The organism is Natrinema sp. CRL1 (assembly GCF_059162405.1).
Map to the genome: position 1 here is coordinate 49,057 of NZ_JBLVOY010000005.1, position 19,940 is coordinate 68,996.

Consider the following 19,940-nt stretch of genomic DNA (forward strand, 5'->3'; position numbering starts at 1 on the left):
CTATAGTAGCCATTAGAACGTTTCATTCAGGTATTATTGTTGAACTCTCCACACTATGAGTCTCAACAACTTATCAATCATCCGTTGAATATGCTCCGTCTCGCTTCCGAACGCTCTCCACGCGTACGATGCGTTCTTCCAATCGAAGCCGACACCCCAGTCGATAGGTCCCAACTCGTAACTTCTTGTACGGCGAATTAGTCAATGGCTCAAGGAAGTCAGCTGGCTCGCGCCACTCTGAGGACACGACATCATCGAGTTTCGTGATGATTCGGTCCTGTGTTTCTGTAGGTAACTGCGCAAGTTGGTTTTCTGCTCGAGACGAAAATTCCCACTCCCAATCGTCGTCATTCGTCGTCGGACCCATATGCTGCTTTGATTTCCTCGCTCGAGCGGCTCTCACCGTCATCAAACTGTGCTTCACTAATTGCAAGGTCCTTCCAGAACCCAGCACCCTCCGGATGATTCACTGACTCTCGCAGTGCGTAGCGAATAAACTCACTTCGGCTATTGAATCCCCGCTCGCGCCACGTCTCATCAACGACCTCGCGGAAAGACTGGGAAATCCGAAGGTTGATTCGTTCAATCTCAGGATCACCATTGTTGGTTTCAGCTTCGGACATACGCTTGTACGTTCGTAGTACATACACAAAACAGTACCGTCGAGATTGCTGAAATCAGATTATGGCCACACCTCACAACCGGTCCGTACAACCACGCAATGCGTTGTTCGTCTCCCTGGTTGATTACAGTCATCGTTGAACTCCTCACCCCTCCGGGAGTCGATAAACCCGGCGGGGAGCGATGAATCGGGTTTCAGTCGCCGTCCCCAACGAATTGCTTTGCACGGCCCCAGATCGAGTCGCCTTCATTAGCACTGGCCTCATCCATCTCGGGGTTCGAAGCCTGATCACGACGCTCGAGTGTCTCCTGACAGTCTCTGAGTTGTTCTCGAAGCGCTTTGTTGGTCGCCTCGAGGTCGGCAATACGTTCGTCTTTTTCCTCGAGTGTTGCCTCAAGGTCGTCGACACGGTCGGATGTCAGCGACCTCTAAGCCAAAGCAATCGCGAGGTGGAGTGTCCGAGCGCAGATATCTTGGATGGTTCGAGAGAGCACATCTCTCTCGTCTCCTCGAAAAACGAATATTTCTGGAGTATAGATGCCCAAGCAGCACCCGCAGCAGCTAACCAGCCAACGTACCTTTCCCGGTGATGTTGACGTTTCCACCACGGTCGCTGCGGTCTTGATATTTACAGTTTCCCCGATACTTTTTCGTGGCCCGCTGTGACGAGCGTGCCACTGCACACAGGATATGACAGTTGTGATTGCGACTGTTACGATGCATCTCAAGTAGAGCGACTGCTGACGTTTGGTCTGGAGCCATCGTTTTCTGACGAGGCTGCTGACTGATCGCCTTGTCTCCCTTCTTGAGACGTTAACCAACAGCGGCTCCATATACCTACTTTCTGTTGGTTAATAGTTGAGTTCGCTGTCATCAGTATTCTCTCACTGATCAAACTCCGTGACCATTGCCTATCCAATATATTTTTGATGGCAGACTGAAAAATCAGGAACTAGAACGAGACCCCACAATGGCGGAGCTTCCAGACTCATTGTCAGCGACAGAGACTCACTGTATCGAAGACCTCCTCGAGGCAAAACCGTTTGACGAAATCAACGAAACCCAACGTGCCTTTTTCGAGCAAGGCGGCCTCGAGGAGTCGAATACACTCTTGGTCGCTGAGACCGGCAACGGCAAAACGTTCTGTGCTGAGGCAGTCATTAAACGAGCGCTCGAACGAGGACAGACCGTCGGTTATCTCGTTCCGAGTGTTCAGTTGACGAACGGGAAATACAGCAGTCTCAACCAGTGGATCGATACAGACCGATATACGCTGACAAACGCAACCTGGGGCGATGAGGCCGGCTACCAGTATGCTGATGTGATTGTCGCGACGTTCGATTCGCACTTCGAGGCTGCAATCCGGGGCGTTGATTCACGGATCGATGTCCTCGTGTACGACGACTTCCACGAGTTGTACTCGGGCTTTCGGGGGCCAACCATCGAAAAAAGTCTCGCGATGGCCATGGGCCGGGACGTCGAAGTCTGTGCAATGTCGGCGACGATCGGCAACCCCGACGAAATCGCCCAGTGGCTCGATGCCGAGCTAATCATCAGCCCCGAAGACCGTGGTGTCCCCATCGTCGAGCGACCACTCGAGAAAAGTGGGAACAAGACCTACGGCGTATTTATCGCCGACCACATGGCCGAACGGCTTGATGAAGCGCCGTTTATGGTCTTTAACTTCACGACCGATCACACTCGCTCGCGAGCGGTCCAGATTGCCTCTCATTCAGATTTCAAACGGCCGGAGACCGACTACCGGGAGAAGATCGAGAATGCGATCGACACGACGCTGACGGACACACATCAGGATCTGATCACGTGCCTGGAACAAGGAGTCGGGTTCCACTATTCAGCACTCGAGAACGACATCAAGCAGATCGTCGAAAAGGGCGTCAAAGACGGCGAAATTCAGGCAATTTCGTGTACTACGACGCTCGCTTACGGCTTTGACAGCCCCGTCCAGGCAGTGATCGTTGCCGATCTCACCCGCTTTGGGAACTTCGTCGGGCGATGGGAGTACATCCAGTGGATTGGACGTGCTGGTCGGGAATCGGACATGGAGGAAGCTTACGCCTACCCGATCTACAGTCGCGAAGACGCTGCTAATGTTTTCCAGTTCGATACGCCTGTTGAGGAGAAGTCGCTCGAGTCAATCGGATCGCATTTCGGCCACCCGAAGGGGTTGGACTCGGACGCCGACTACACGACGAATCTCGAGAGCGCAAAGACGAACCTCGAGTGGCTCCTGATCGAGTTAGTCGAGAACGGCTGGGATTCCGTCGACGCCCTGATGGAGTTCATTTCGTCGACTTTGTACGGCCACTACGCGCTTCGGGACCGACTCTCGCTTAGGGAAAATCCGATGATTGGTGGCGAAGCACAGAGCGGTCGCGACGAAATCAGCGATCGGGTTCGTGACGTCCTCACCGAACTCGTCGAGAATGGCTTCATCGAGATGGTTTCAGAGTCGATGCTTGGAACGACCGATCTCGGGACGGCTGCGTTCGAGTACGATCATGCAATACGGCTTGACTGTCCGCCCGTCACCATCAAATCGTTGGTCGAAACACTGGAGGCGACTGCCCCGACTGATCCAGAGACGATCGTCGCTGAATTGGCTGAGATGTTCTACCAGTGCAATCTCAGCGAGACTGTCACTGACGATGAGAGTCCAGAGTTTCTCGAACTCCTCGAACGCCATGATCTGGGAACTGATGAGGCAGGCGTCACAGCAGGTGTAATGTGTTGGCTCTGGGCCGAAGGGATCGACGTCGAACTAATCCAGTTAACACTCGATATCGATGTGTCATACGTCTCGCGGACCGGAAGCCAATTGGCAGAGGCGATTCGGCCGCTTGCCGAACTGTACACAGCAACGTCGCATACGCCACCACAGTGGCTAGAGACGATGGCCCGACAGATGGATACCGGCGTCACTGCTGAAGACCTCCATCTGACGAGTTATCAGGGCATTGCTCGAGGGCGAGTAATCATCCTCGACGATCGAATCCGAAACGCTTGGCAAAACTTTGGTGAGGAGACTGATACTATTGATTTGTCACATCCGACGATCGAGAAGTTAGCGGTCCAGTATGAAAACTCAGTTCGCTTCGAACAACGGCTGGTCAGCAACGCTGAGGGTATCGGTTCACAAACCGCTCCAACAGTTGTCCAAGCAATCGAAGACTGGATCGGTAGCGATACAACGGTGCCAGCTCGGCCGCCGTTCACCGCATCTGGACGGGAGTTCCTCGAGGCGTTCGGCGGCGAAAAACAAACTCGTACAGATGAAAGTGACTCAACGACAGCTATCGAACGGGGACAGACCTCGATTGGTTCGGAGCCACGGACAACGTCACTCGATGATTTCTGAGACTGCCTTTTATTCCGTATCACCACCGGGACTTGCCTGATTTCTTCAGAGAACGTGGTTGGTTAGAGGGTGGATCTCGACCATGCACTCGTTGACAATCTCGATGAAGAGGACCTACAACTTGGAACGATTGCTTGGTAATCGTCGCTCGCTCAACTACTGCCCACGGTTTGCGAAGAGTTCTATGACACCCTCTTGGATCATGGTAAAACTACAACGGATAACTGCTCATTCGGTGTCGGGTACTGTCTCAATCTCCTCCTTGAGTTTATCCCTCTAATCTATGGGCCAAGGCAAACCTCGACACCGGTCTCAGTGAGAATCTCCGTTATTTCCCAGCGATCGACACCAAGTCCGCTCTGCAGCCTTTCCAAGAAATGCTCAATTGGTATGCGAACCACATGAGTGCCATCTAAATCAACTGCATCGAATCACCGGAGTCGTCTCCGATGATGTCTGCTAATCCATATACGGTTATCGTATCCGTGTAGCCCTGTTCTCGGACTGCGTTCTCGATACCCTTCCGAGCCGGCTTATCGTCAGTGAGCACAATGATGCCTTCCGATGAGCGGTCTCTGACATACTGAATGGCTAATCCGGCAAGAATCGCATCGGTCTTTTCGACCTCGTGTTCGGCCTGGCCAGTTTCATTCGCAATGGTCCGCTTGGCAATATCGCTCGCAGCGACAGCATCCCCATCAGTCGGTGACGGGGCATCAATGATCTCGGCCCATCCTTCGTCGAGTGCCGTTCGAACACGGTCCGTCTCTGGTCCCCCAAGTTCGCCGATTACACGTCGGGGAAGGTTGCAAACGACCCCTGCATTCTGGACTGCACTTCGAAACCGACGGTATTGTGGATTTGTGGGATGCCCGATCGCATAGAAAATGTTCGCATCAACGAGGACGTCTTGATCAGCTGCTAACAGCGGATTTCGACTCATCCAACCGAGTCACCCGTCAACATCCGGCGAGCTCGAGGGAGAACCTGCCTGCTCGTCAATATCGGGGAGTTCCATCTCGTCGTACACGTCCGGAAAGAGGTGCTCAAAGAACGGATCGTGTTCCCGACCGACGGCTAGCACGGGCTTAAGCGCAGAGATGATCATCATCGCTTCGGTGTCGCGAACGTCGATGTCGGATGCGACCATTCGCTGAGTTGTCTTCCCTGCAAAGTGCAGTCCGGCACCGCGCAACGCGGCAATCAGTTTACCGATACCGTACCGGTCGAGGAAGTACTCGACATCCTCGTCGATCGCTTGGAGTGCAAGCGCGTGGAGGACAGTCGGCGTGATGACGATTGGGACGTATTGTTCGACGATGATGATCGGATCAGCGGTCAGCTGCTGGGGCCGCGTCGAATCGTCGCGGTCGACCAGCCCAAGGTCAACCAGCGTCTCGACATACTCGTACGTGGTCGATTTCGAAAGCTCGAGGGTATCCATGATCTCCGGCGGGGCAACTGGCCCCCAATAGCAGACGTACACGTAGACGCGAGCTAGCGCTGGCCGATTAAGCAGTTGCACGACGGTTTCTAATCGGGGTGCGTTCTGTGCCAGCGTCTCGGGCTCGAGCGTTTCTTCGTCAATCACATCCATTGGTGGCGGATCTAGCGCGTCGATCCCTCCGTCTGGACGAATACGATCGTGATCGGTGGGCATAGTCACTAGTTCGAAGTTCATGTACTTCAGACTTCCGTCGCTCCAATCGAGGAACTGCTCGTTCACTCGAGGCTGAAAGGGGAATACTGACAGAGCAAAACGGTTGCTTCTCAGTCACATTGCTGAGTTCGTTGGTGCTGTCGTGCAGAAGGAACGCGTTGTTCCGGAGGCAAGCTGATCGTCCACTACACCAATGTATGCTCCCTAATCGACTAATATTCCTGATGCACCGCATCTCGAGCAGTCGATTGGTGATCCAGTTGAACCAATCGTTGCTGGAATCGGATCATGCCTGCACTCCTCGAGTGGTTCGTCTAACCACACAATGCCGTGGTCATCTGTCTGGTTGGTTGCAGTCATCGTTGAACTCCTCACCCCTCCGGGAGTCGATAAACCCGTCAGAGTGCTTTGGAACGGACTTCAGTTGTCATCCCCGACGAACCGCCGTGCACGGCCCCAGATCGAGTCGCCTTCATTAGCACTGGCCTCATCCATCTCGGGGTTCGAAGCCTGATCACGACGCTCGAGTCTCTCCTGACAGTCTCTGAGTTGTTCTCGAAGCGCTTCGTTGGTCGCCTCGAGTGCATCGATGCGTTCGTTTTTCTCCTCGAGCGTTGTCTCGAGGTCGTCGACGCGGTCAGTCAACAGTCGATTCTTCTCGACCAGATATGCATGATTTTCCGCTGGTTCGTCACGACTGCCGGCGGTCGACGACTCGCTCTGTCTGGAATTCGCGTCACTCGAGTTGTCTCGAGCGTCCGGATCGTAGAACTCAGACGTGCTTGTAATCGCTCGTTCGATGGTCTTTTCGCCGTACGTCGATCCATCGGCGTAGTGGACGTCGTCCCATTTTTCGCGGAGAAGCCCTGACTGGCGGAAGAGTCGATCCATTCGAGTATGGTCGCCGCCGGTCCAGAACGCCAGCAGACAGCACAGCGCCATATCCGCTTCCGACTGGCTGTCGTATCCAGCAATGTTCCCCTTCCAGAGGCGCTCGAACTTTGATCCGTTTGACGCGTTTCGGGCCTTCTCGAGCAGTTTCTCGTCCTCGAGGTCAACGTTGGTATCGACTGCTGTGCCGGTCGAAGCCTGCTCGTCAGTCACCTCATGTTGGCCTGATTCGGATTGCTGCTTGCTCTCACTGTCTTGGACGTATTCACGATGAATCGCCTCGAGTGCATCCTGTCGACGAGCAACGCAATCGGGCATCTCCTCGAGGGAGTCACCAGTCACGGTGAAAAACCGGGCCGTGTCGTACAGTTCGATACTTCCACGCCGGTTCCGGCCGTCTGGGAGCTCTCCCTCGATGAGCACATGAAACCCAGTTCCCGATGGGGAGATTTCCGTATAGGAGTCGAGTCGCTCAATGATATCCTGCGCTGCATCGTCGACGGTCTCGGTCTCTGGGTCCCGGCAATCATCGAGATCCACGCCGACGATGGGATCATCGTTGGTAAACACGAACCCCATGCCATCCGCATCCCCCGAATCGGCGTACTCGAGCGCAGTTTCGACCGACGCCCATGTGTCTGGATCCGTCGAGGAGGCGAACTCGCCATTCCCAGGTGTCACCGGAATCTTGGTCGGCTTCCCGTCTCGAGATTCTTCTCGCCAGCACACCCACTGATCGCGCTCACGTAACTGCTTGGGGAGTACCGAAACCGTCTGTTCAGACATCGACAATCCACCTCGTACTGCGCGTCCATCTGGTCGCATACCACCCATCAGTGTGCTGATAAACATGCCGTAGGCTGGTAGACTGTCCGTGACCCTGTCCAACGGGTGCAACCCGTTCTATACTAGTTGGTTTTGAGCCTTGATTTGCCCTGAACACCGCCACTGTACTGCGGTTTTGCCCTGAACAGGTACCAATTCCGTGACCTGAACGGGAAATTTGCCCTGAACAAATCCGGCTATATGGCGGATACTGGCAGATACACCAGTTACTAATCGGATTTTGGAATTTAGGTTGTGGGGGCGAGATTTTCAGTGGGCCAAGTGCCTGAATTATATTCATTGTTCTGATATTATCTCTCACTCAAGGAACTCTGATCCATCTCTGGTCAGATCGATACCGGCGTAGACAGTCACGAGATCGTCACCGTCTCTGACTCGGGTATCCTCATAGTCGACGACGTTCGAAAGCTTCCGACCGAACCAGCTCGCGTTTGTTCCATCAATATCGTGCTGGTCGGTCCATCTCGAGTAGGCCTGAAACAGTGCTGCCTTTGGAATTTGTGCCCCATCCGCCTCTCTGATATACATCGCTGCGAACGCCTCAATGCCGTCGCCGTCTGGGTCAACCTCAACTGGCTCCGATACTGATGAACCTGACTCTACTGATGAGGACAACTCCGTTGCTCGAGAGTGATTCCCTGAAGAGATGCCCGGCCATAGTTCCTCACCGGTTGGCGAATCAGACAAACCGTATGTCTCGCCCTGCTGGAAGAGTACAGGACGCTCATCGTCAGAGAGTATCAGAATTAGGTAGCTCTCCCGTGAATAATCCGAGTCTGGTAGGTCAACAGCAGGTCGGAATGGCCGTTTGATCGGCGTCCATTCATCCTCAAAGTCGTCTCTCGAGTCGTAGACATGGGTTTCGCCAGCTTCGTAGACAGTATACTGCCCGGCTTCACGATCATGGCTATAGTAGGCTGGCACACTGTCCTTCGAGAGTGTACTCTCATCTGGAACACGGGCAAACGCTGTTTCACCGTCTGAAAGGACGATCTCACCATTCTCTCGTGTCCAAACCGTCCGATTCGTCTCAGACGTCTTGGGACGAACGGCAGTAACGCCACCGTGAGCGGTCGCACCACCACCGAAGGTCACGACCTCGTCGCAGTTATAGAACTGTTCAGTGCCATCAGCCCGCTCTTGCAGCGGTGGCGAGAGGATATTCTCAACTCGAGTCGCCCATTCTGTCTCGGAGTCACCGGGACGGACGACGAAGATCGGAATTCGATCCGCTTCGTGGGCTCGCTTGAGATTCTGCAAGACTTTCACGGGTCGATCCGGCGTCGTCGTCTCAGCCTCGATGTTGAACACGACGTTGTGATCTGGATGTGTCGCGATGGCGTCCGGTTGCTCGCTTCCGTCCTGCTCGAGGATTTCGACACTGAATCCACGCTCTGTAAGCGCTGTTTCCGTTTCGAGGAGGACTGCATCGTGTGTAGAGCCACCGGCAGATCTGACAGTGCCTGTCTCCGGTTCGACCACTGTTTCTCCGTCGTCAGTGAGCCGAACTACGATGTCGTCGTTCTGCAGCGTAACCTCAAGTAACCGAGATTCCTCACGAACGTCAGGCAAGTCTTCGGGTGTAACGTCGATCTCAGGCTCAGTATTCTCGAGGCGGGTTGCGAGTTCCTCGTCGACGACAGTGACATCAATCCAGCCGTTTTCCGCTCGCACGCGTTCTCGAATCTGGACTGCACGAACGGCTTCTGCCATCGTCTCCTCGAGAATCTGCTTGGGGTTCGCTGCCTCGTTCGAATCACTATAGATGAGATCCTGCAAGATCTCAGCGTCCGTCAGCGGATCAGTCCCATACCGCTCGAGACTCTGTTCGATGATTTGATCGACAGTATCCGTTCCACGGAGGGGCGGATATGGCGGAAACGTCCGGATCAAAACGGGTTCAGAGTAACGCCCACCCGAGAGCGGGATCCGCGTCCAGACTTTGAACTGGTCGGTCGTGATGAGGTCCTCTGCCGTGTAGTCGCGGAAGCGTTTCATCAACAACTCGGCATCGTCGCTGTCGTTGACCGAGAACGTGAGCAGGTTATCGCAGTTGTTCTGCATCGCTTTCAGCGTGTCCTTGTCGAACTGAGAGGGATACTGCGAGGCTAAGGTCACAGAGAGACGCATCGATCGAGCACGGGCGAGCATCGACTCGATATCGAGATTGTCGCTCGCGATATCGTCGAACTCGTCACAGAGAACGAAGTAGGGGTCTGGATCGGTATCGAGTTCGTACGACCGTCGCTGAATCGCACTCCACAGATTTCGCATCACACCCAGCGTCACCATCTTCTTGATGTCCGTGTTCTCGACGGGAGTTCGGACGATGACGATCCGATCGTTCTCAATGATATCGCGGAAGTTGATCGTACTCTCGCGATGGGCGATAATCCGCCGAATCACCGAGTTCTCAACCCAAGACTTAATCCGTTTCAGCAGCGGCCGAACTGTCTCTTCTTCCATATTCGCGATCTCGAGACAGAATTCTCGGATATAGGGATCCTCGACATCGAGTGCGAAGTCTTCGCGACGGTCGGCATTCAACAGAATGAAGTACATATCGATGACCGAAAACGGCTGCTCGGATTTCATCATAGCTCGAGCCATCGACTCAGTGATCGCCTCCATGTTGATGCCCCAGTAGTCGGAGGTATCGAAGACGGCTTTCAGGTTCTCGACCCGGTTTTCGATCTCATTCTCGAGTTCCTCGGTCGTCTCGCAGTCGGGTACCTCGAGGAAATTCATCCCGACCGTGTTCTCGTGGGTGGTCGACCCGGGCTCGATCCAGACCACGTCCTCGAGACGATGCTTGGGAAGCATCCGGAGCAGTTCTCGAGAATCACGGCCCTTCGGATCGAAGTACGTGAAGCCGTAGCCCGAATACGCCCACTGCACCATCATATTCAGGAGCTGGGTCGTTTTGCCGTAGCCAGTCGTCCCTGCGATCCAGTTGTGCCGAAAGAGTGAGTCAAACCGGAGTGGTGCCTCGCGAAATCCAGTCTGTGGATCCTCCGTATAGCCGACCCAGAGTGGGGACGGTGCGTTATCCATCCCGGCTTCAAACATTTCGCGAACAAATGGCCCTGCAACTGTTCCTTCGTCGGCCGTTTCCGTGAGGATCGGCTTGCCACCGACGCGGGTCGTGTCTTGGTCGACGATATGGTATTGCTCTCCGGTCATTGCTTGCTGGGCAGTGGACGACTCAGTGCCAGCATTCGTGGATGCATCGTCAGCTGGTTCGGACTCACTGCTTTGATCGCTACTCGAGGTCTCTCCACCGCGTCCGAAGAAGCGATCAAATACCATCGAATCCCTCCTGATCGCGAGTAGATCCATCAACGGTGACTGCTGCCTCGTCGGGAACACCAGATGGCTGCCCACCAGTCGGCGACTCATTAGCGTCGTATCGAGATCCATCTGATGGGAGTCGATCACCACGCTGCGTATATCGCCAGTCGATCTTCGGCGTCTCAATCTCCGCATTAGGGATGTGTGCGACGCCGGCGAGTTCGTCGACGGTCATAATCATACGGCGATCGATCCACTCACGGTCACGCATCCGATGGATGAATTGTCGAAGTCGTTTGGCTCGTTTCCGCTCTTTGCGATGCCAGACTGGAGTATCGTCGAGTCCCTGCTCCGTAACCGCGTTGTAGTACTTCCTGAACATCCCTGCGACGCCACGGGCTCGAGCCTCGGCTTCGGCCTTTTCAGACGACGCAGCAAGTACGCGAATATTCACGTGGAACGCCTGTTGACCACGCTGCTGTTCGATCGTCTTCGCGGCCTGCTTGTCCTTCTGGCTCGCCGGTCGAGTCCGAGGATTCAGCCACCCCACGGACGTCCCTTGGCGAAGTGCATGAGCGAGTTCATCGACGCTGTTGTGCTTGAATCTATCACCGTCGGTCCACGATTGCTTTGCAGGTCGAAAGACGACTTGTGTGACGACTGTACTCTCGTCAAGCGACAGCATTTCGCTCGTTATCTCGCCGTAGGGATCCGTCTCGAAGCCTTCGCTGTTGTGATGACGAATCGGGTAGTAGGGTATCTTCTCCATCTCGAGCCAGGCGCCAGCGACGTACTGATCAGAATTGATGACCGGGAACGCATGGCCCTCTTCGACAGGGAAAATTTCGCTATTCGCGTAGTTGTTCCCGACACGCCGGCGGAACTTGTCTGCGGCTGCCTCGGTCGCAGCGTGCATATAAAACGAAATTTGGCCCTCATCGAACCAGACCTCGAACGAATGGTGATCGCTCGTATTCTTTCCGCGGAAGTTCGTCGTCACGTCATGGACCGATTGCAGGACGCCAGCCCCATCGACGACACCATTGTTCTCCTTGTAGGGGCGGATCCGAAGGAGCAGTCCTGGCGTATCTGCTTGCTGCTGGACGAACGATCCCTTCTCTCCAAACTCGAGTTGCGTCGCCTCGTACTGGGACGACGAACCGAGCAGTTTCGTGAAGCGGTTGAGCGGAGTCATGGTCTTAGTTGTCATATTCGGGTTCGGTTGTGCGCTGTTCGGGAGCTGACGCTCCGCCATCGGTCTGAATTGATGCCTCCTCGGTGTCCGTATCCGTCTCGAGAGCCTGTTCGACGACTGCATCGAGGACTTCCGTCTTGGTGAGATCCTCCTCGAGGAGTTTGCTCGCCGTCTCGGCGGTGATGTCGAGGCGGGTCGCAAGCGCGTTTTGCTGTGCTTCGGTCTCGACGAATTCCTCGAACGCGATCAGTTCCGCTGACTCGTCGTTCATCGCCTGTTGGATGAAGGCCTGGTCCGCTGGCTCGTAGTCGATAACCCGCTTCTCGAAGTCGTCTGCGACCACATGCACAGGATAGGTGCCGTGTTCCTCGACGCGAACGAGTGATTGACTGTAGCCGAGATCTTCTTTCCCAGCGTCAGCACCTCTGACGTACTGGCGCTGTTCTTTTGTCATCCCGATTTTGTCGGCCGTCCGATCATCGAGCTCGGGCAGTTTGTGGAAGACTTTGATTGGACACATCCCGATGATCTTCTCGGCCTGTTCAGTCTCGTAGAACTCCTGAGCTGTCTGGGAAAGCAAGACCATCCGAAGGCCAGCATGGCGCTGGTGACGGAACGCCGTCTCGAGAAAGTCGAGATTGGCCTGATCCTCAAAGAGGTAGTGTGCCTCGTCGATCGCGAGTTCGACGTTCCGTTGGGTGTTCTTCGCTTGCTGGTAGATCGTCGACAGCAGCAGTTGCATCAGGAACGTCTGGCGATCAATCCCCGAGGCGCTCCCCTCGATCTGGCCGAGATCGATATAGACGACTTTGTTGTCGCCCTCGAGAATATCGATTTCCGAGCGATGAGAGAGGTTTTCGTAGGAGCCACCCTCGCGGAAGGGTTGGAAGGCAATCGCGAGTTCGTCGGCATACTGTGCAGCACGTTCGCGAGCGGATTCGGATTCGGCGATATTGTGCTCGTCCGGGTTCTCAGCGATATCACAGAGGATCCGATGGACGTCCTGCATCGTCGGCGAGTTCTCTGACGTGTGCGTCGAGACATCGTCCTCAACGACCCCTGCCTGTCGATAAGCTTCGTCGATCACATACGAGAGGACACCAGTTTCGGCTCCGAGTTCGATATCACGAGCGTCGAGGAAGTTCTCGAGAACGGCGTAGACCTCGTCTTTCTTCGCTGAAAGGGGAGAGACCCCATCGCTGGACTCGAGGACGTGCTGGGGCGTCTGACGGATCTCGAGCGGGTTCAACTTCGTATCGCCGCCAACAGTGACCGTCTTCGCGTTCAGGGCGTCTGCAATACCGCGGAAGCCGCCGACTGGATCGACAAGGACGAGCATCGTGTCGTTGTGCCGCTTCATCATCCGCAGGTGGCGCATGATCCCACCGAACGTTTTCCCGGCACCCGGCATTCCGACGACGAGTTCGCTGTGGCCCGTCTCGAGGTCCCACGGGTTGATGCGGATTGGAGAGCCGTTGTGGCCGTGATAGCCGTACTCGATCCCGTCGTCCATCATCTGGTAGTTCGACGAGAACGGGAACATCGCGCCAATGGCCTGATTGGTCAGCGTCGACATTCGATCGCGACCGAGTTCGTTCCGACCGAGCGGTGAGACCGTTGCGAGTCCCCGCTCCTGCCATCGACTCGCGACTTTCAGCGTACAGTTTGCTGGTGCGTCCTTGATGATCGAGCGCAATCGAGTGGTCTGATTCTCGAGTTCTTGCTGACTCTCGGCAGCGAGGCGAATGAATACGCCGCCTCGATAGAACGAGGCTTTGTTCGCTCGAACAAGCGAGCGCATGTACTTCGCTTGGTCGATATCGTCTTGCAGATCTTCGGCTTTGAGACTGTTCGAGTCGTGCTGGTTGATCTTCAAGTCCGAAATCCAGTCGGCCATCATGTCCTGGGCCGATTGGCTATCGAACGGATCGAGGTGAATGCTGAGATCCGTCTGCAGATCTGTCTCGAGCAAGAGTCGCTCAAGGAGGCCATCGGAGGGCTCTTCGGGGAACTGTTCGATCCAGAAGGTGCGAACGAACGTCTCGTCGTTGATCACGGCGTAAGTCGTCTCCCAGTCGATCGACGACGGGGCAACCACTGACTGGTGCATCGTCGACGTGTCCGGCAGACGATCTGCGTCGGAAACCGACGGTTCGTCAGCAGTGTCTTCTTTATCGAGATCCTCGAGGGAGTACTCCCAGTCCGCAGCTTCGTCACTACTGTCGTCCATCGAATCAAGGACATCCTTCGGATCTGGCGTCGCTGGCACACCATCGCTGATGCCGTGAGAGACAACTGGGAACGTCCCAATCGCGCTCGTCATATCAGCGTAGTCCTGCGATTGGCACGTCCAGTACTCCTTCGTGACTCGAGCGAGGTCATACGCGTCGACGGGGCTGATCGAACACCGATAGAGCGACGATCCACCTCGGCGGAGTTGTGCGAGTCGCGATTCGAGTTTCTCTTCTTTGAGTTGGTCGCGCTTGGACTCACTCAATTCCTCAGACTGAAAGCGACGGAAGAGTCGCCCGAGAACTGGTACATCTGCGAGATAGGCCAGTACACTATCACCGGTTTCATCGAACTGCTCGATGTCGCTGTCGGTCACCGCAGTGATGAGATAATATTCTCGTATTGTCGTCGTTTCAGAGTCGATATCCCCATTTTCGTTCGTGTTGGCAGCAACGTACTCCTCGAGGAGGCGTTTCAGGACTGGGCGCGAGCGAACGTCATCATCGCCAAGTCGATTTTGATGTTCGCGAACGACGTCGTCCTCGTCGATTTCGCGGCTAGTGATGTAGATCTTCACGGGGAAGTCAACAGTCGAATTAACGAACTCTGAAAGTGACTGCACGGCCTTCGCCCAAGCCTCGTCGTCCTCGAGGGCCATATTCGCCGGTTCGACTTTCATCGCTCCGACGAGTGCGCCATCGGTTCGTTCGATGGCGTGTGGATACACCCGATTGAGTCGGGTCAGATAGCGAACTTCGCTGTTGTCCTCGCCACCGTGCGTGTACTCCTTGTTTTTGATCGCCCAGCCGAATCGAGCGACGAGCCACTCGGTGAGCCAGAGGTAATCAGGTTTGACTTTGTGGAGGAGGAAAAGGAGGATCATGAGCATGATCCCGAACCCGAGAATCGGAATCGTCAGTGCAGAGGGAACGAACGTTGCTGCGATGACGGTGACGAATGCCACCGTGAGAAACAACATGAGCTCGCCGATCGTGTAGCCCTGGAAGAACGCTGTCGTGCCACCCAGCGATTGGTGGATTTTCCGCGCGTTGTACTCGCTGTCTGCTGTATTCGAGCTCATCTGAATCACCACCTCGAGACCTTTTCTTTGGTGTTTCTGAGGCCTTGCTTGGCTTTGATCGACGTTTTTCGTGTGACCTGTTTGGCGTCGTCTTTGGCTTTGTCGCGCATCCGGCCCGAATCCGATTTCCGGAGAGTGTTATACTGGCGTGCATGGGCTTTCGTCGAGTTCGCTGATTGACCCAGCTTGTACGCTTTCGAGTTGCCATTCTCGAGTTTCGTCTGCCCGGTTTTGGTCACCGGACCGTACTTTCCGTTTGCATAGCCCCGGTGGACGTTTCGGGCACCACGCACGGCACTTCCAGAGGCAGCTTTCGCTTTGCTAGCTCCAGCAGCAGCCAATGCCGGATTCGTGGCAGTGACACTCTTCTGGGCGATCGTCCGGACAGCAGGGCTGCTCCAGTAGACAGTCATGATCATCGTGATGATCGCGGCAGGAATCAGCGTCAGTCCAACAAATAGTGAAAAGAGACCGTCTGCTGTCGATTCAATACCACCTACTTCCCAGCCAAACCTGAAAATAATTGCCGGTGGAATTCCGGAAAGCACAATTCCGGGATATATCCCAGCAGCACGGCGAGCCATATTTGCGGCCGAATTAAACGGCCAAATCTCCATTGCCCAGAGGACACCCAATAATGGCATCAAGGGTGTCAATATTAAGACTGCAATCCAACGGAGGGCTACGACAAATCCTGCGACTACTAAGAAAAAGTTCGAAATAGCGACCATCGCGAGGGTTGTAAACATTCCTCCAAGTGAGGACTGGATGAGCCCACCAAGCCCTGCAGACATATCGTCTACAGGCGCTATTGTAGTCCCAATAGCATCGATGAATTGGAGTGGAATTGAGATCAAGGGAAACCAAACGAATGTCCCCATGAACACAAGTCCTAACCGCCTCAAGAGACGTTTTCGGCGATATGTGCTCATCGAGCCTGCACGAAGTCCGATGAACGCGAACGCGATCACGACCAGCATGATCGCTAACGGCATAATATACGCTAAGTAGACATCTTGGTAGATATCGATCCATGGTGGATTATCCGGCGCCCCGACGACCATGTACCCAGAATCAGATCTTGGTGCTGGCACGCCGACAATCGGTTCTAAGAGTGTCGCATAGATATTATTCACAAGACCGAGAAGGGCGTCAGTGAAGTCCTGAAGAATGTTCTTGATCCCATTCTCGACTTGATCCTGCAGCCATGGCATTCAATTCTCACCTCCGTCAGAAGATGATCCATCGGAACTACCTTCCACAATAGCAAGCTCACATGACTGCTCACCACCATACTTGATTTGCTGAGTAAACGATGGATCTGGTCCAACTTGGGTGATAGCTGTCACGGTCATCGATTCCGTTTCATATTCTCCACAATCAAGTGACTGAATCGAATTTTCAGTCCGATAAACTGGGCCTTCTGAATAGACCGTTGTCTCCCCAGGTGGCAAACGGACCTCGTGGTAGTATGATTGATCCTCCTTTGATTGAAGGCGAGCAACTGGAGCTCCTGCCCACTCGAGTTCGGTGAGTAAGGACGGAATCGTTCCCTTGTTTTCGATGACGACAGCAGCATGTGCTTCCCATGCAGAAGATCTCTTCTCCCAGTCCATATCCGGATTCTCTGCCGCCCAGAGTACGTCGGTGATTTTGCACTCTGCATCGAGCGAAATCGTCGTCGAGTCGATGGGCTCATCGCTTTTGAGACTCTCGAGGGCAACGAGTTCGTACTCGCCAGTCGGAAGGTCGTCTTCATACCTGCCGAGGATCTCGAACGAGGCTTCGGTGTCATCTTCCTCGAGACGGGCTTGGTCGAATAACTCGCCATTCGGATCGACGAGGTTGATGAACGCAGTCGAACTCTCCCCAGTCACTTCGACCTCGAGATTCTTCCCGTTCATCTCGACGGTCGCAAAGACATCGCTATCTGCAGTGCTGAGTCCGGTTCCATCCGCTGTACTGTTGTTCGACGGATTCGTAGAGGAGTCCGACGTACAGCCTGCAAGACTAGCAGTACTCAGTCCGATGCTGGCAAGTACTGATCGGCGAGCGATACGACTCTCGTGAGTTGTATTGTTATCTGTCATCGATATCTGTGAGTCCAAGGAACGTGCCGCCAGTCAGGTAGTCAAACCCGTAGACGGCCAGAGCAACTGGCAGGAACCAGAGTAGCGTTACGAGCGCTAACTGGACCAGTTGAGCGAACTGTGGGTACTTCGGCGGAATCTTCGCCCGATCCTCTGCAGCAGCGTACATCGTCTCTGCACGCCACCAATCCTCGGCAACGTACGTTCCGTCGACTACGAGCGATGGCCGCTCCTCGAGGTGGAGTCGGACCATGCCACTGGTGTTGAGGGGAGCCGACTGGTTGCCGACTTCCACACGCCCAGTCGTCACTGGCTCTCCAGTTGCGTTTTCCGTCACTGTTGCTTCGACGACCGCTCCCGAGGAATTGGCCTCAAGCACGGTTAGGTTGAGATTCGTTTCGCGAACGATGCCGTCGTCCGCGAGCGAGACTGTTTGTGACTGGCCCCGGACAATGCCGTGAACGGTGACCGTGTCGAACGAATCGGCTGCAATCGATTCCGACTGTAGCGCCACGGACGACGGATTCACGTACTGATCTACAGGAGTAATGTCGATCGACTCAGCAAGGGACGGTCCAGCCCGGTCACTCCCCCAGGCGTCTTCGATCTCGAGCGGTGGTTCGACCGTCTCCGTCGCGCCGCTCGAGATATCTGGTTCCGCCTGCATGGGGACCGCGTAGAGCTGTGCCGGACGCACTGTGGAATCTGCTCGAGTTGTCTCGGTCTCTGTCCGTGAGACCATCGTATGCCAGCCGGCGTCGCCGGCGGAATAGAAGCGCCAGTTCCCGCGAACTCGTGTGTCATCGTCAATCTCAATCGCTGACCAGATGGTACTTGGGTGAACGACAGCGCCCGTCTGTTCGTCATCGGTTTCGAACGTCGTTTGGGTTCCAGTGGCAGTGTCGATTTGGTTGACAGTAGTGTTGCGCGAGTCAGTTACTGTGAGTTGGTCAGACAGATGAGTGAGCTCTGTCTCCCACGAGCCATCACAGGAGTCCGCACTCTCATTATACTCGTCACACGTCTTCCGCTCATGGCGGAGTTGAGCAGAGATATCCACCGCAACTGTCAGCGTTGGGTCGCCTGACAGGCCACTATACTCGAGGGTTGACTGGTGGCTTGTGTTGGAATCGAGTTGCTGACCATCGGCCTGGAGCTCAACCTCATCGAGTTCCGCTTCCTCGAGGGACCATTTCTCACGGACTGGGCCGCTTTCACTATCGTCTGGAACCTTGACTCGATAATCCGATGTCGCAAGTACCTCTCCCTCAGGCGCGATGTATGTGGTTGACTCAGAACCTGACTGGAGGACCGTCGACGGCTGAACAGCGAAGATGCTGGCGTGTGCATCCTTGATGTACTGTCCATCCTCGAGATTTGCTGATTCCGGGTGAACTGAAGTCGCTGCATCACCAGCGGCATACTCATCGAAATCGCCGCGATTCCACTGTTCGACATCTTCGATCGGATCGTCGAACAGGTAGTCCGTCGACTTCGAGAGGCGCTGTGTGAATTCCGCAGACGACGACGCGTTTGCAGCGAAATCGTCGCTCGAGAGGTTTTCCTGCTCTATATCTTCTGACCACAGCAACTGAAACCGCGACTCATTGACACCGTGGTCAGGCCCGTCAGTGGGAACCGCTGGACTCGAGTTCGAATCTACTGCGATAGCTGTGGTGGTACTCGCGAGTCCACCCAAGAGGCTACCCATGCCGAGGAGGGCGACCACGACGAGCATCGAACGGGGCCGGGCCATCTGTGAAGGGGTCAGAATGGCTGCACGCAACTCGAGAACTCGAACCCCATCTGGCTTCCAACATTATCGATGAGTTCGGGCGAGATGAGCGCAAGGACAATAATCCCGAATCCAACACCCGACATCACCAGTCGCTCTTTGGCGGTGTTCTTTTTCTCAGGGTTGCCGCCCGCGCGCATGTACGAGAGCCCCGCTCGACACACATAGAAGCCCGTTGCAGGGAGTCCAAGCCCGGCAATCGCCCCAAAGACGATCGTGATCCCCGTTTCGACGCCAGTCCCACAATAGACATCACCGACATCCGACTGAGCAGCCACTGAGCCAGTCATAATGACGAGGAATGCCATCCACATGGCGACTGGGAGTATCTTTGGTGACACTCGGGAGGACAGAGCTCGGAACTGACCCGAAAACATGGATTGCTCATCAGGGCGTTTGGCAGACTGTTCAACGGAATCGGGAGCGGGACTATTACTCATGTGTAGCAATATCTGGGTGGAGTGCGTCTGGCTGTGGCTGGTGGTCCTCGTCGTTGGACAGCGGTGCAATCAGGCCCTCGAGATTGTACTTTCTACCACGACTTGCATCGGCAACTAGTACATCCCAGTTCTGAGGGGTGCTCTTGCAACCGGTCAATTGTGTAGCCAGTGCGTCTCGAACGAAGTTGGAGACACTGGTGCTGCTACTACACCTGAGGAACACCGCGTTGGCAGATCTGACCGGAATTCGTGTGGAGGCAGTCTTACACAACATTATTTCGTGATTTGATGTCAGCACCGAAATTTAATTATCGGTAATACATAATAGTTACTATCGATCTGTTAGGATAGTAATTTATGTATTGAGACGTTCATCTATAAATATCGACTGTTATATTTGGGTCAGTGGTTTCACCAA

The 19,940-nt window shown here is 54.8% G+C and carries 13 protein-coding genes; 1 reads left to right on the plus strand and 12 read right to left on the minus strand.

The annotated features are described in order from the left end of the window. Positions 1 to 73: 73 nt before the first annotated feature. Complete coding sequence (locus ACJYUO_RS16990; protein WP_494346525.1) at positions 74 to 367, minus strand: type II toxin-antitoxin system RelE family toxin; 294 nt, start codon at positions 365 to 367, stop codon at positions 74 to 76. Continuing rightward, positions 348 to 623 carry a ribbon-helix-helix domain-containing protein gene (locus ACJYUO_RS16995; RefSeq protein ID WP_006182422.1) on the minus strand — a complete coding sequence of 92 codons (276 nt, stop codon included), beginning with the start codon at positions 621 to 623 and terminating at the stop codon, positions 348 to 350. Before ACJYUO_RS16995 ends, ACJYUO_RS16990 begins: the two co-directional genes overlap by 20 nt. 969 nt (positions 624 to 1,592) lie before the next feature. On the opposite strand from ACJYUO_RS16995, the gene ACJYUO_RS17000 reads away from it, so the two are divergent. Next, complete coding sequence (locus ACJYUO_RS17000; protein ID WP_494346526.1) at positions 1,593 to 4,001, plus strand: DEAD/DEAH box helicase; 2,409 nt, start codon at positions 1,593 to 1,595, stop codon at positions 3,999 to 4,001. 412 nt (positions 4,002 to 4,413) lie between these two features. Here the strand turns inward: ACJYUO_RS17000 and ACJYUO_RS17005 are convergent, their stop codons facing one another. The 10 genes from ACJYUO_RS17005 to ACJYUO_RS17050 form a co-directional block, all read right to left on the minus strand. Continuing rightward, positions 4,414 to 4,944: a PIN domain-containing protein gene (locus ACJYUO_RS17005; protein ID WP_494346527.1), complete on the minus strand. Its 531-nt coding sequence runs from the start codon at positions 4,942 to 4,944 to the stop codon at positions 4,414 to 4,416. 9 nt (positions 4,945 to 4,953) lie between these two features. Next, complete coding sequence (locus ACJYUO_RS17010; RefSeq protein ID WP_494346528.1) at positions 4,954 to 5,661, minus strand: DUF7437 domain-containing protein; 708 nt, start codon at positions 5,659 to 5,661, stop codon at positions 4,954 to 4,956. 420 nt (positions 5,662 to 6,081) lie between these two features. Next, positions 6,082 to 7,338: a phage NrS-1 polymerase family protein gene (locus ACJYUO_RS17015; protein WP_494346529.1), complete on the minus strand. Its 1,257-nt coding sequence runs from the start codon at positions 7,336 to 7,338 to the stop codon at positions 6,082 to 6,084. A gap of 357 nt (positions 7,339 to 7,695) precedes the next feature. Then, entirely contained in the window at positions 7,696 to 10,707 is a 3,012-nt protein-coding gene (locus ACJYUO_RS17020; RefSeq protein ID WP_494346530.1) for a type IV secretory system conjugative DNA transfer family protein, read from the minus strand. Beyond that, positions 10,697 to 11,884: a DUF8128 domain-containing protein gene (locus ACJYUO_RS17025; RefSeq protein WP_494346531.1), complete on the minus strand. Its 1,188-nt coding sequence runs from the start codon at positions 11,882 to 11,884 to the stop codon at positions 10,697 to 10,699. Before ACJYUO_RS17025 ends, ACJYUO_RS17020 begins: the two co-directional genes overlap by 11 nt. Before the next feature lie 4 nt (positions 11,885 to 11,888). After that, positions 11,889 to 15,197, minus strand: a complete 3,309-nt coding sequence (locus ACJYUO_RS17030) for a VirB4 family type IV secretion system protein (protein WP_494346532.1) — start codon at positions 15,195 to 15,197, stop codon at positions 11,889 to 11,891. 5 nt (positions 15,198 to 15,202) lie between these two features. After that, positions 15,203 to 16,411 carry a TrbL/VirB6 family protein gene (locus ACJYUO_RS17035; protein WP_494346533.1) on the minus strand — a complete coding sequence of 403 codons (1,209 nt, stop codon included), beginning with the start codon at positions 16,409 to 16,411 and terminating at the stop codon, positions 15,203 to 15,205. After that, positions 16,412 to 17,101 carry a hypothetical protein gene (locus ACJYUO_RS17040; protein ID WP_494346534.1) on the minus strand — a complete coding sequence of 230 codons (690 nt, stop codon included), beginning with the start codon at positions 17,099 to 17,101 and terminating at the stop codon, positions 16,412 to 16,414. It lies immediately after the preceding gene. A 175-nt stretch (positions 17,102 to 17,276) separates the two neighbouring features. Further along, complete coding sequence (locus tag ACJYUO_RS17045; RefSeq protein ID WP_494346535.1) at positions 17,277 to 19,025, minus strand: DUF8186 domain-containing protein; 1,749 nt, start codon at positions 19,023 to 19,025, stop codon at positions 17,277 to 17,279. A 29-nt stretch (positions 19,026 to 19,054) separates the two neighbouring features. Further along, positions 19,055 to 19,396 carry a pilin gene (locus ACJYUO_RS17050; RefSeq protein WP_494346749.1) on the minus strand — a complete coding sequence of 114 codons (342 nt, stop codon included), beginning with the start codon at positions 19,394 to 19,396 and terminating at the stop codon, positions 19,055 to 19,057. Positions 19,397 to 19,940 lie beyond the last annotated feature (544 nt).